This window comes from Limosilactobacillus difficilis, assembly GCF_947387495.1.
GTDB classification, from domain to species: Bacteria; Bacillota; Bacilli; order Lactobacillales; family Lactobacillaceae; genus Limosilactobacillus; species Limosilactobacillus difficilis.
Genome location: NZ_CANDNU010000001.1, coordinates 57,118 through 69,906, shown reverse-complemented (window position 1 = coordinate 69,906; position 12,789 = coordinate 57,118). Strand labels below are relative to the sequence as shown.

Here is a 12,789-nt window from a genome sequence, read left to right as displayed (position 1 = left end):
AATTGTAGCGCACTTAAATAGCGACTGTCCACTCTCCTAAAAAAAGAGTTGCCGCAACCGTTTTTGCCAATCGAAGTCATTCTCCACCGGGAAGCGCGTCGGCTGAATGACGGGCAAAACCAGGTCCTCTTGCCAGGCCTTTTGATCCGCCGAACAGCACCAATTGACAGGCTGCTTTTTCCCCGGCTCCCCAAAAGCAGTCAGCATAAATTCTCGCTTACACTGGCCAGTGCGGATATAAGCCAGCATCTCTTGCACCTGCCTTTGGGCAAGCTGCCAGCGCTGTTGAAAATAAGCCACGATCCGTTCAGGCTGCCAGCCGTGGTCCAAATAAAAAGTAAGGATGGTAGCGTTACGGCCCAGCGCATTAGCCGCTACCTGGTGCTTGCGGTAAGCATTCATCATCGCCACCGACGGTAATTCGACCGCTTTTAAATTCAGTGCCAGCTGCTCATCCCCCGGGCTGTACAACAAAACCGCCGCAGACTGCTTCCCGTCTCTACCGGCCCGGCCAATTTCCTGCACATAGCTGGTTAGAGAGGGCGGAAAATGATAATGAATCACGTAGCGAATATTGTTTTTATCAATTCCCATCCCAAAGGCGCTGGTCGCACAAATGACGTCGAGTTTCTCCTGCATGAATTGCTGTTGAATTCGGTAACGATCAATCGAAGCAACGCCGGCATGGTAAGCCGCCACCCGGAGCTTTGTTTGATTGGCCAGGAAATTGGCTACCTCACTGGCTATTTTGCGGCTGGAAAAATAAATCACCCCACTCCGGTCAAACTTTTTAACCAAGCGCAGCAATTGGCCCTGCTTTTCGTCTTGAGAATCACACTGTTCTACCGCCAGGAAGATATTCGGCCGGTCAATAGAACGCACCACCCGGGTCACATGCGTTAGAGATAATTTTTGGCAGATATCATCAGCAACCCGCCGGGAAGCGGTCGCTGTCAGCATCAAAGTCGTTGGATGACCCAAACTTCTAATCACCCGACCTAGGAGCAAATATTCCGGGCGAAAATCCGGTCCCCACTGGGAAATACAGTGGGCTTCATCAATCACCAGCAAAGCTAGCTTCATCCGGGCTAAGCCCTCTTCCACATCCTGCCGAGCAAGCATTTCAGGAGAAACAAAGATATAGTGATAGGAATTCAAGTGGGTAAGTACATGGATCCGCTCACTCATCGTCAACAACGAGCTTAAAACGACGACCCGTTTTTCTCCGCGAAGGCGGAGACGGTTTTCCTGGTCCTGCATCAACGAGAGCAAGGGTGAGACAACGATAATTGTTCCCTTCAGCAGGTAAGCGGGTAGCTGGTAAAGCAGCGTTTTCCCCGCCCCCGTCGGTAAAATAGCCAGCGTATCCTGTTGGGCCATAATCGATCGCAAAGTAGCTAACTGTCCTGGACGAAAAGCATTAAAACCGAAATGCTGTCGCAATGTTGCCAGAAGTTTTGCGTCATTAACCATGCTCTTCCTCACTCTTTAAAATCTGGTACGCCCGAAATTCGAAGAATGCCGTCGCTTTGTCTTCGCCGGTCGGGACTTGAAATTGCCAGTCGTTTATCGTCCCGTGGTAGCGTTGTCTTAGTTGGGCAAGCGTTTGGTCACCCAAAAGACGACGCAAGTTGACACTATCCGGCAGCAAAATTGCGGCCTGCAACAAATGTTCACGAATAGTCGACACTTTCAAATGACGACGAGCAGCAATAGCTTTCACCGCCATCCCCGTTCGGAAGTAATCGAGGGTCTGTTGGGTTGTCTGGTTCAGCGGTGACTTTTTAACGAGCGGCCGGCATAGATCAGCTAGGGGCCCGCGTTCTTGAAGGACGTGCAGACCAATGCCAATCCACAGGTCACGAATCATCAATCGTAATTCTTCGCTCTCCAGCTGCAAATTTTTAGCCGCCGTCAACTGAGTCCAACCGGCCTGGTGATAGCCGGGAAACTGGTAGATGAAAAGCGTCGCTAACCGCAAATCAACTTGTGCCAGATCATGAGCCCAGCTTTGCAGTTCCTCATAACTGGTCTTGCGCAGTTGCTGAAAAGGCTGCCGCAACCACTGCCGAACACAAGCCAACTCAGCCGGTGAACTTGTTACAGGAACGTAACGCCTGACACCATGACCAAGCTGACTCAATGCCTGTACTGCTAGCCACAGCCGAACCGGGAGGGCAGAATTTTCGCCTGCCCATGCCCACTTTCCTAACCGGGGCTGGTAAAATTGCCCTCTGATTTTGCGAACCCTTTGTATTCCTTTCGCGGTCAAACGTGCAGTCGAATGCTCAACATCAACCAAAAGTAAGCTGTGGATCGCGTAACTTTGGAGCAACTGGTCAAAATCATCCCGTGACAATTGTGGCATTGCTTTGAACCAGTCCAAAAGCCCATATTGTTGGCCCCAGAACAGAGTTGCAACTGTTCGCCGCCCGTGCAAAATCCCTTCGATAACGCGATAATGACGTGGCTGCTCATCAAAAAGTGTCAACAAGTAATCCATTCCCAGTCACCCCCTCTTCACAATGTCTATATTATAAAAGACATGGCGAATAACCGCCATGTCAGCTCCCTACTTTAATTTAAATTTCTGGGTAATCCGGGCCGGCAAATGAACCGCCAGGATAACAAAGACCGTGCCGACGATGATTCCCTTTAGTAAGTTGAAGGGAACAACCCCAAACAAAACTAGTTGCGGAATCGGCAGTGTCGGTTTCCAAGACCAAATTGCCATATAGAGTGGCGTCAACACGAACAAGTTGAGCAACGCCATCACAATTGTCATCATAATTGTTCCCCACGCCAGCCCTTTAGCCATTTGTTTAGCATCAACACTCCCAGTCCTCTTGATTACCAGGGCAAACGGAATCAGCATTGCCAGTGCTGCAAGGAAATCACTGCCACTCCCTAATAAAGTGCCAAGCGATAACCCGTAAATCACCGCGTGCAAAATGGCTTTGACTGCCGCGACGCCAATTCCCATCGCGGGTCCGTACATCAGTGTTCCGAGTAGAACCGGTACATCGGAAAAATCAACCTTGAGATAAGGGGCAATTGGAATCACCGGAAACTCGAAGAGCATCAGGATAAATCCGAGTGCACCCAAACAAGCCAACATTGCCAAACGCTTAATCCGAACATTTTTACTGTCCATCATATAACCTCCTCAGTGAGGTTATCTTCAAGTCAAACGAAAAAAGCCGCTGGAAATATCTTCAGCGACTTTTCGGGTTTCGTTTAAAACAAAATCTTCTGCATACCAGACTGTACTGTCGGCATCGGAATTTCACCGAATCAACCGCGAATGCGGGTTGCGGGCTATCACCGCCGGTCGGGAATTGCACCCTGCCTTGAAGATAATCCTAATTTAAATTTACAAATTTATTATAACACACTCAACTCATAGTAGCTAGAGTTGCCGAAGCGCGTCTACTTCTGCCGTCCGCAACTTGCGAAACTGGCCCGGGGTCAGGCCGTGCAAATTCAAAAAGGCGTATTGCTCCCGATGCAGCTTGAGCACCGGGTGCCCGACAGCCGCAAAGATGCGCTTCACTTCGTGGTAGTGGCCTTCGTGAATTGTCAGCCGCACGATACAGGTATGCTTATCGTGATCGACTGCTTCAAGGCGCGGGTGCGTCTCCTGGGTCCGGTGGCCGTCAATTTCCACTCCCTGACGAATGGTTTTCATTTCCTCGTTGGAAATGATGCCCTTCAATTTGGCCACGTAAGTCTTATCGACCTCAAAGCGCGGGTGCATCAGCTTATTGGCGAGGGCCCCATCGTTCGTCAGCAAAAGCGCTCCCGTCGTGTCGTAATCCAAGCGTCCGATCGGATAGATCCGCGCGCTAACCCCGGCTTCTTGCAAAATATCTACGACCGTCCGCCGACCCTTGTCATCGTGAGCCGAAGAAATCACCCCGCGTGGCTTGTCGAGCAGATAGTACTCGGCCTGTTCCTTTTCAATTGGCACCCCGTCAACCCTGATTTCGTCACTAGTGCCAACCTTGACGCCTTGCTGGCGCACCACCTGACCGTTGACCTGGACGCGGCCGGCCGCGATGATCTTTTCGGATTGGCGGCGGGAGGCGATCCCGGCCTCAGCCATCACCTTTTGTAATCGTTCCTTTTTCATCAACTTGTCAGTCCCCTTTTTGTTGTTTTTGCCGGCGCTTCAAGGCCTGCAAGAAAATATCACTATCGTAGTCGGCCAGGTTATCAGGCAGTTCTTCCTTGCTCAACGGCGGTAAGTCCGCCAGCGACTGGAGGCCAAAGTAGTCCAAAAACTTGTCCGTCGTGACGTACTGGAAGGGCCGCCCCGGAGCATCCAGCCGACCAGCCGTTTTCACGAGTCCCCGGACCGTCAATTTCTGCAAGGAACCAGAACTCTGCACGCCCCGGATATCGTCAATTTCAATGCGGGTCAGTGGCTGCTTATAAGCGACAATCGCCAAGACTTCCAGCAGAGCGTTGGTCAATGGCACCGTCAACGGCACTTCAAAGTAGTGTTTCATGAGTGGCGCCAAGTCGGGCTTTGTCGCCAGCCGGTAAGTTTGGCCGGCGTTCAGCAAAACCAGGGCGCAATCCGGATCCTGGGCGTACTTGTCAGCCAACTGCTGCAAGATTTCCAGGACGGCCGGCTTCATAAAGCCCGTCACCCGGCTTAAATCACCCAGGCTGATTCCCTGATCCCCGCTGATAAACAGCAACGCTTCAATTTGCGCTAGATTCGTCATTTTGGGTTCCCTTCTTCGTTAATTCCACAATCAGCGGCGCAAAAAGACCGGCTTGCGAGATTTTCACCTGACCATCTTTTCCCAAATCGAGAATTGCTAAAAAAGTAGTCACCAGGTTTTCCCGTGAAGCCTGATCGCTGAACAAATCGATAAAGCGCATGGGGCCGTCGGCTAGGCGCTGGCGAACAAAAAGCAGTCGCTCAGCGACCGTGATCTTCTCGGCCTGGACCGTCCCCCGTAGCGGTTCCTCGCTGACGTGGCGTTTGAGGACGTCAGCAAAGGCAGCTTTCAACTGGTCGACCGTCACTCCCGGTGCAACATGAGCACTGACCATTCCCGCCGGCACCGTCATCGCTTCCCGAGTGTACTCCCGCGCTCGCAAATGCTCCTTGTCCTTGAGCTTGCCCGCCGCTTTTTTATAGCGCTGGTATTCCATCAGACTTTCCACCAGCGCCGCCCGCGGATCGGCTTCTTCTTGGTCATCCGCCACCTCAACCGGGGCCTTGGGGAGAAGCATCGCGCTCTTGATCCGCATCAAAGTCGCTGCCATCACAAAATAATCGCCAGCAATCTGCAAACGGTGCTTCTTCATTTTCTTTAAGTAGGCCATGTACTGGGAAGTAATTGGCTCAATTTGAATGTCACTAATCTGCATCTGGTTTTCCCGAATTAAATGCAAGAGAAGGTCCAGCGGCCCTTCAAAGTCCCCCAGTTTCAAAGTTGGCTGATAGGGGTGCTGGTTAATCGCTGCTTCATTCATCAGTTTCGCGCTCCCAATTGGTAATCAACGGTTGGGTATTAAAGGTCCCCATGACCCGCTTGCGGGGAAACAACTGGGCAATCGCCGTCAGCATTCCGTAGACATTACGGCCGCTCCGCTCGCTCGGAGTAAAGGAAAGCCAGCGCACCAGGACGTAGTTATCGCCTTCCTGGATAATCGCTACGCCGGTAAAGTGATCCTCATCAGCGTTGTGCCATAAGTAGATGTGGTAGCCCTGCTGCAGTGACCATGCTATCTCGTCACGGACCCGTTCCACATCATGCAACTGGGGGACAAAGGACAGGATTCCCATAACAATTTTCTGGTAGTCTTTTCGGTATGATTTTAGCATTGTATCAACCTTTCTAGGCCCGCGGATGATAACGATTATAAACGGCCGCCAAGTGCTGACGGGACACATGGGTATAAATTTGCGTCGTCGTAATGTCGGCATGACCGAGTAATTCCTGAACCACCCGCAGATCGGCACCATGTTCCAATAAGTGCGTGGCAAAGCTGTGGCGCAGAGTATGAGGAGTCACCGGCTTATCAATCCCGGCAGCTTGCACCGCAGCTTTTAGGTTTTTCCAAACACCTTGCCGGGTCAACTGCCGGCCATGCGCATTTAAAAAGACATAAGGCGATCGTTGTTTCTTCAGCAACTGAGGACGGACCTCTTTAAGATAACGTTGCAGCCAATCGATGGCGACTTGGCCGATCGGAATGATCCGCTCGCGATCACCCTTGCCGCGGGGTTGTATCAAGCCGACTTCCAAATGGAGTTCATTAAGGCTTAAATTAACCAGCTCGCTAACTCGCAAGCCCGTCGCGTACATCACTTCCCACATTGCCCGGTCGCGTAGGCCCAGCTTTTGGTCGGTCTTCGGCACCGCCAGCAATTGCCCCACTTCCGCTTCCGTCAACACGGCCGGCAATTGGCGCTGGCTCTTCGGTAGGGTCACCAATTCCAGTGGATCCGTCGCAAGCAAATGTCGCCGATTAAGGTAGGCATAAAACTGGCGTAGAGAACTCACTAACCGGCTCAGACTGTGTCGCGCCCGCCCTTGATTTTGCAAATGAGCCAGGAGTGATAGAACCGCAAAACGATCCACTGCTTGCCAATTTTGCAGGCCGCGCTGAGCAAAAAAATGGGCTGCTAGCTTCAAATCGCTCTGATAAGCCAGCCGGGTGTTGTCGGCCAGACCGCGCTCGGCCCGGAGGTAGTCGACAAAGTCTTGAATTAATTCCTGATATGCTTGCTCTTGATGACCGTTCACCATTAGTCACCAGCTTGAAGCAGCTTTAGCATGCCGTCCTCTTCTTTAACCAAGCCGGCCTTCATCAGGTGACCGACCGCCCGTTTAAACTGTCCCTTGCTAATGCCAAACTCCTGCCGGATGGCAGCAGGATCGCTCTTATCGGTAAAAGGCAGCTCAGCGTTGACGTTATGTTGCAGCATCACCAACAGCATCTGCGCATCATCACCGATGGCCTCATAGGCCCGTGGCTTCAGGGACAGGTTCAAGCTGCCGTGCGCTGACAGGCCGATTACTCGCCCAGAAACGTGCTCACCCAGTCGCGGTTCACGGTCGCGTTCACTCGGGTGGACGAAACCCAGCTGATAATCGTCAGTCAGGATGTGGGTGCCAGTGATCTTCAACCGAATCACGGTGCCCTTGACATTGTGGTTCATCAAATGACGATCCGGCTTTTTGGCAATCGTCATAAAGAGGTCTTCGTCAGCCAATTGACCCCATAGCCGATCCTTGCGGTCTACTTTCAGGGCAATCATCAGCCGATCATCTACTTGGGGCCACAATTCCTTCTGTGCCGGCAGATCATCCTTGGACACCACGATGTCCTTATTGGGCAGGCCAATGTCGACGAAGACCCCCAGATCCCGGCGAACCCGGACCACGTGACCAAAGTCATAGTGATCCACTTGCACCGTGGGAATATGCTGGCAGGTCATCTGAAGTTGATGCTTTTCATTTTCGTAAACAAAGCCCCGGACAGAACCCCCAATGTGCAAAACCTGCGGGCTTTCTCCCTTTGGCAGCCGGTAAGTCTGCCCATTACGAGCCGGTTGAACAAAATAGTCCTGTTCGTTTTCGTCGATCATCACGGCCGAAACCACTTTCCCCAGTGACTGATTCATTTGCCTACCTCCTGCAAAACTTGTTGTCGCTTTTGTTTTACAATCACTTTATTTTACACGCGTCGCCAGTAAAAACCAAGTTGGCCCATAAAAAAAGAACTGAGAGCGAGTCTCAGTTCTAAATTTGTGATCGAAATTCAATTTAGACGCGTTGAATCCGCATCGTGTTAGTCGTCCCTGGAGTGCCAACTGGAACCCCGGCAACGACGATGATCTGGTCACCCTTTTTGGCAAAGCCGCGCTTAACAGCTTCTTCACCAGCCCGCTTAAACATTTCGTCAGTGTTAGCTGGCTTGTCAACTACGATCGGTTGAACACCCCAGTTAACCATCAGACCAAGTGCAACCCGGTCAGTAAAGGTCATCGCCACGATATCAGCATCTGGACGATACTTAGAAATCATCCGGGCAGTGTAGCCGCTGGCCGTCGCAGCAACAATCGTGTGGATGTTCAATTCGTCAGCAGCAGTCTTAACCGCAGAACCAATTGATTCGGTGACGTTGGAAGTGTCAAAGTCAAAGGTTTCGGTCCCGAATTCCTTCAGACGACCCTCAGCCTTAATGTCAATCCGGTTCATCGTGGCAACTGATTCAACTGGGTAGTCCCCGTTGGCACTTTCACCAGACAGCATCGTAGCGTCAGTCCCGTCAAAGATCGAGTTGGCAACGTCAGAAACTTCAGCCCGAGTTGGCCGTGGGTTCTCTTGCATCGAATCCAGCATTTGGGTAGCCGTAATAACCGGCTTGCCTAACAAGTTGCACTTGCGAATCAGGGTCTTTTGAACCAGCGGAACGTTTTCAGCTGGAATTTCAACACCCATGTCACCACGCGCAACCATCAGCCCATCAGAAACCTTGATGATTTCGTCAAAGTTGTTGATTCCTTCTTGAGATTCAATCTTTGGGAAGATTTGAACATCTTCCATGTTCTTTTCCTTAAGCAGTGCCCGAATATCCAGGACATCCTGCGGCTTCCGAACAAAGGAAGCGGAAATGTAGTTGATCCCATTGTCACAACCGAAGCGAATGTCATCTGAGTCCTTCTTGGTGATCCCAGGCAGGTTGATTGAAACGCCAGGAGCGTTGACACCCTTACGTGAACCCATCACTCCATCGTTTTCGGCCACCGTTACCAGTTCTTTGTTGGCATCGTCTTTTTCGATAATCTTGAAGTCAAGCAGACCATCGTCTACTAGAACGTGACCGCCGACGTGGGTGTCATCATAAAGACCAGGATAGGTAACCGCGATCTTGTCCTTGGTCCCTTCCAGGGAATCATCCATCGAAATCCGCAACTTATCGCCAGTGTGGAATTCAATCTTACCGTCCTTTTGAACAGTAGTCCGGATTTCAGCACCTTTGGTATCCAGCATGATTCCGACACGCTTACCGGTGATTTTTTCAGCCTTGTGAACATTTTGCATCCGACCTAAGTGTTCCGGATGATCACCGTGTGAGAAATTAAACCGGAAAATATTTGCACCCGCGTTAATTAACTTCACAATTGTGTCGACATCAGTGCTGGCAGGACCCAGTGTGCTGACAATCTTTGTCTTCTTCATCAGTGACATCTCTCCTTTATGTTGATACGTTAATCGGTAATTGCTCATCACCGAACACAGCTAAATCATACCACTTTTTGAACACATTGTTCTACCATTTTCACCCAGCAATCACAATTTAGATAATAAAAGCGCTTTCGTTAGACCGGCACTTTACCGGCTTCCAGCTTTCAAACGTTGCAAGAAAACATTGGCACTGCCAAAGGCATCATTCAATGCGGCACGGGTGCGCTGGTCCGTCGCTAAGGATTGCTGCTTGGGTTGTAAAAATTGCTGGTGCAAGTCTGGATAATAAACCACCACCCTAGCGGGGCCGGGATGGACCTGGGACAATCTGTCCAAGATTTTATTAACCTGGGGCGTCATCAAACCGTTCACCACCTGAACAGCCCACCGATCCACTACATGGTCAACTAGCTGCTGCTTGAGCAGGCGGGCTGATTGCATCTGTTCAACTACTAATTGCAAGCCACGTTCTCGTTGTTCGAGGTGCCCCGACACTACCAACACCCGATTTTGATCTAATACCGGTTCAAATTGTTGGTACTGTTTAGGAAACAGGGTGAGGTCCAGCTGACCAGTTGCGTCGCTGACACTAATAAAGGCCATTCGTTGCTGCCTTTTACGAGTCGTAATTCGTTTCACTTTCATAACGTACGCGACCACTGTAGCCCGCCCAGTAGCCCCCAGTTCCTTAATTGGAATGGCACCAATATATTCGGCCAGCTGCTGATATTGATCTGTGGGGTGACCAGAAAGATAAACCCCCAGTGCTTCTTGTTCCTGATTGAGCCGTTCCGTTAGCGAAAATTCAGGGCAGGAACTGATCGTAGTCGTCAAACTATCTCCCAAGTCAAGGTGGTTTAAACCAAGCTCAGCCCCACTAATTAAGTCAGGCAGGGCTGTCACCATCTCTTTGCGATTATAGCCAAGTCCATCAAAACAACCGGCTAAAATTAAAGCCTTGAGTGGTTCAACCTTCCGCCATTGAGCAGCAATCCGGTTCAAAAAGTTTGGTAAATCTCGGTACGGCCCGTTTGCCGTCCGTTCCTCGATAAGGGCCTGTGCCATGTCGCGACGCATCCCTTTGATATTGGCGAGGCCAAAATAAATCGTTGTGTCGATTAGATGAAAACTCAATTCGCTCTGGTTAATTCGCGGCCCACTGACATGAACTCCTACGCGGCGCGCGGCCTCGACATAATCACGAAGTTTTTTTACATCACTAGTATCACTCATCAAAGCGGTGAAGAAAGCCGGACCGGCGTGGAGCTTCAAATAAGCAATTTCAAAAGCTAGTTTAGCATAAGCCACCGCGTGGGAATGGTTGAAGCCATAGTTAGCAAACTGGTCGATGTAATCAAAGACCCGGCTAGCCGTCGATTCATCAGTTCCCTTCTTAACGGCCCCTCTGATAAATTGACTCCGCATTTTCTCCATCGTTGCCTGTTTTTTCTTGCTCATCGCCCGCCGCAGCAAATCCGCTTCACCCATTGTAAAGCCGGCCATCACACTGGCAACCTGCATGACCTGTTCTTGGTAGACCAAAATACCATAGGTAGGCGCCAAAATTGGCCGCAAACGAGAATCAGGCAGGCTGACTTTTTCCTGTCCTTTCTTCCGAGCAATGTAGTGGGCAATGTTTTCCATCGGTCCCGGCCGGTAAAGCGCGATAACCGCTACAATATCATTAAAGGAATCAGGATGCAGGGACACCAACACCTGCCGAATTCCCCGGGATTCAAACTGAAATACTCCACTGGTAGCACCCTGCTGAAACATTTTGAGAACACTAGGATCATTAAGATCAATCTGGTTTAGGTCAAAATCAGGCTGCTGACGGCGAACTTGACGCACCGTGTTATCGACGATCGTTAAATTGCGTAAACCTAAAAAGTCCATTTTCAGCAAGCCGACTTCTTCGACGGCATTTTTGTCATACTGGGTCATCAGCATTCCGTCACTGCCAGTTTCTAGTGGAACCGTATCACGCAGCGGCGCCTCTGCCAGGACAATCCCCGCCGCATGAGTCGACTGGTTGCGCGGCAGCCCCTCGAGCCGCAATGCCGTCTGGTAAAGCAATTGATTAAGTGGACTGTCAGCAACAAAATTACGAAAACGTTGGGACTGCTGATAAGCCTGGTGCAAAGTAATGTTGTGTTCTCGTGGGATGGCGGCGCTCCAGTCGGCCTGGCTGTATTGGGGAAGGCCAAAAGCACGGGCCACGTCACGAATTACCTGTTTGGTCTTTTCAGTGCCGAAAGTAATAATCTGTGCCATCCGCTTATGACCATACTTTTGGTGCAGGTACTGCAAAACTTCCTGGCGACGGTTATCTGGCAAATCCAAGTCAATATCCGGCATTTGCTGCCGTTCTGGATTTAAAAACCGCTCGAAGAGCAAGTCATATTCGAGGGGGTCCACTTCAGTGATTGCCAAAACATAGGCGACCAGCGAACCACTCGCTGACCCTCGTCCCGGTCCCGTGGTAATCTTCTGCTGGTGGGCAAAGCGCATCACATCCCATTCAATCAGAAAATAGTCATCGAAGCCTAACTGATGAATAATCTTTAACTCATAATTCAATCGTTTTTGGTAGTCTGCCCGGGTTTGCCCGGCCGCGAGCGGCCGCTTCGCGAGCCCCTTTTCGCACAACTGCCGCAAGTATTGAGCTGAGCTTAATCCTTCTTCATTGTGAAAATGAGGCAAAACGGGTGCTTTGAGCTCCACCGTGGCCTGACAGGCATCCGCAATCTCAGCGGTTTTTGCCGCCGCCGCACCGAGGCCAGCCTTTTGGTAGGCGGCAATTTCTTCGGCCACGGGCCGCAAATAATGCTGACCGGACTCCTGGCTGCTATGCAAAGGGTCAACGATCGTTTGTCCGTTACCAATCGCTTTGAGTACCTTAGTTGCAAAAGCATCCTCCGCATTAAGGTAACTGACATTTGACATCCCCACTAGCGGCAATTGATAACGCTTGGCAATTTCCTTTAGCGTCGTCTGCAGAATCGGCGAACAATAAGGATTAATCCCCTGTAAGAGCTGACCAGTAGACAAGCCTTGGGACAATTGAGCCAGCAAATCACTTTTGGCTTCCGGCCCACATGCTAAGCCAACGTTATTACTGGCAGCAATGATGACAAACAGGCCCCTCGTAAAGGGCAATATTTGATCAACATTTAACGGCTGGTTATCTGTCTTGGTCTGAAGCAGACTCGACAGCATCATCAGGTTCCGGTAGCCTTGTTGGTCGCGCGCTAGGATAACCAGCGGAAGGGTGTGCCCGTCGACATCATTGATAGCAACCGCTATTTGCAAACCGAGGAGTGGTTTGATGCCGACACTTTGCGCAGCGTGGAAGAATTTCACGGTTCCATACATCACGTTCACGTCCGTCATCGCTACCGCACTGTAGCCGCGTTTTTTGGCAGCTTGGGCTAGTTTGGCCGGCGCAATAGTGCTTTGCAGCAGCGTATAAGTACCTGTTACTTGTAATGGCACGAAATTCATTCCAAAACCTTCCTTTCGTCATTTTCCCCCACTTTTTACAAAAAATTTTAATGGTCACTGTCAATAT

The 12,789-nt window shown here is 50.7% G+C and carries 11 protein-coding genes and 1 riboswitch; all 11 genes read right to left on the bottom strand.

The window, feature by feature from the left end; all coding sequences use genetic code 11:
- Positions 1-36 precede the first annotated feature (36 nt).
- The gene (locus QOR82_RS00320; protein WP_283582776.1) at positions 37-1,473 is read right to left on the bottom strand and encodes a RecQ family ATP-dependent DNA helicase; all 1,437 of its coding nucleotides are present in this window, start codon (positions 1,471-1,473) and stop codon (positions 37-39) included.
- Positions 1,466-2,503 (bottom strand): helix-turn-helix domain-containing protein, encoded by a 1,038-nt coding sequence (locus tag QOR82_RS00315; RefSeq protein ID WP_283582775.1) that lies wholly within the window; start codon positions 2,501-2,503, stop codon positions 1,466-1,468. The genes QOR82_RS00320 and QOR82_RS00315 overlap by 8 nt, the downstream gene beginning before the upstream one ends.
- Positions 2,504-2,572: 69 nt before the next feature.
- Positions 2,573-3,157, bottom strand: a complete 585-nt coding sequence (locus QOR82_RS00310; protein WP_283582774.1) for an ECF transporter S component — start codon at positions 3,155-3,157, stop codon at positions 2,573-2,575.
- Between the two features lie 86 nt (positions 3,158-3,243).
- A riboswitch (FMN riboswitch) is annotated at positions 3,244-3,362 on the bottom strand.
- A gap of 47 nt (positions 3,363-3,409) precedes the next feature.
- Positions 3,410-4,132 carry a pseudouridine synthase gene (locus QOR82_RS00305; RefSeq protein WP_283582773.1) on the bottom strand — a complete coding sequence of 241 codons (723 nt, stop codon included), beginning with the start codon at positions 4,130-4,132 and terminating at the stop codon, positions 3,410-3,412.
- A 7-nt stretch (positions 4,133-4,139) separates the two neighbouring features.
- Positions 4,140-4,733 (bottom strand): SMC-Scp complex subunit ScpB, encoded by a 594-nt coding sequence (gene scpB, locus QOR82_RS00300; RefSeq protein WP_283582772.1) that lies wholly within the window; start codon positions 4,731-4,733, stop codon positions 4,140-4,142.
- Complete coding sequence (locus QOR82_RS00295; protein ID WP_283582771.1) at positions 4,711-5,493, bottom strand: segregation and condensation protein A; 783 nt, start codon at positions 5,491-5,493, stop codon at positions 4,711-4,713. The genes scpB and QOR82_RS00295 overlap by 23 nt, the downstream gene beginning before the upstream one ends.
- Positions 5,486-5,845, bottom strand: a complete 360-nt coding sequence (locus QOR82_RS00290; RefSeq protein WP_283582770.1) for a reductase — start codon at positions 5,843-5,845, stop codon at positions 5,486-5,488. The genes QOR82_RS00295 and QOR82_RS00290 overlap by 8 nt, the downstream gene beginning before the upstream one ends.
- A 13-nt stretch (positions 5,846-5,858) precedes the next feature.
- Positions 5,859-6,773, bottom strand: coding sequence for a site-specific tyrosine recombinase XerD (gene xerD / locus QOR82_RS00285; protein ID WP_283582769.1), 915 nt, complete (start codon positions 6,771-6,773; stop codon positions 5,859-5,861).
- The gene (locus QOR82_RS00280; protein WP_283582768.1) at positions 6,773-7,651 is read right to left on the bottom strand and encodes a CvfB family protein; all 879 of its coding nucleotides are present in this window, start codon (positions 7,649-7,651) and stop codon (positions 6,773-6,775) included. Before QOR82_RS00280 ends, xerD begins: the two co-directional genes overlap by 1 nt.
- A 142-nt stretch (positions 7,652-7,793) precedes the next feature.
- Positions 7,794-9,212 (bottom strand): pyruvate kinase, encoded by a 1,419-nt coding sequence (pyk, locus tag QOR82_RS00275; RefSeq protein ID WP_283582767.1) that lies wholly within the window; start codon positions 9,210-9,212, stop codon positions 7,794-7,796.
- A 153-nt stretch (positions 9,213-9,365) separates the two neighbouring features.
- Complete coding sequence (gene dnaE, locus QOR82_RS00270; protein WP_283582766.1) at positions 9,366-12,722, bottom strand: DNA polymerase III subunit alpha; 3,357 nt, start codon at positions 12,720-12,722, stop codon at positions 9,366-9,368.
- Positions 12,723-12,789: the final 67 nt, after the last annotated feature.

Coding starts and splice junctions, on each gene's coding strand:
- QOR82_RS00320 (WP_283582776.1), bottom strand. CDS start 1,473: ATGGTTAATGACGCAAAACTTCTGGCAACATTGCGACAGCATTTCGGT.
- QOR82_RS00315 (WP_283582775.1), bottom strand. CDS start 2,503: ATGGATTACTTGTTGACACTTTTTGATGAGCAGCCACGTCATTATCGC.
- QOR82_RS00310 (WP_283582774.1), bottom strand. CDS start 3,157: ATGATGGACAGTAAAAATGTTCGGATTAAGCGTTTGGCAATGTTGGCT.
- QOR82_RS00305 (WP_283582773.1), bottom strand. CDS start 4,132: ATGAAAAAGGAACGATTACAAAAGGTGATGGCTGAGGCCGGGATCGCC.
- scpB (WP_283582772.1), bottom strand. CDS start 4,733: ATGACGAATCTAGCGCAAATTGAAGCGTTGCTGTTTATCAGCGGGGAT.
- QOR82_RS00295 (WP_283582771.1), bottom strand. CDS start 5,493: ATGAATGAAGCAGCGATTAACCAGCACCCCTATCAGCCAACTTTGAAA.
- QOR82_RS00290 (WP_283582770.1), bottom strand. CDS start 5,845: ATGCTAAAATCATACCGAAAAGACTACCAGAAAATTGTTATGGGAATC.
- xerD (WP_283582769.1), bottom strand. CDS start 6,773: ATGGTGAACGGTCATCAAGAGCAAGCATATCAGGAATTAATTCAAGAC.
- QOR82_RS00280 (WP_283582768.1), bottom strand. CDS start 7,651: ATGAATCAGTCACTGGGGAAAGTGGTTTCGGCCGTGATGATCGACGAA.
- pyk (WP_283582767.1), bottom strand. CDS start 9,212: ATGAAGAAGACAAAGATTGTCAGCACACTGGGTCCTGCCAGCACTGAT.
- dnaE (WP_283582766.1), bottom strand. CDS start 12,722: ATGAATTTCGTGCCATTACAAGTAACAGGTACTTATACGCTGCTGCAA.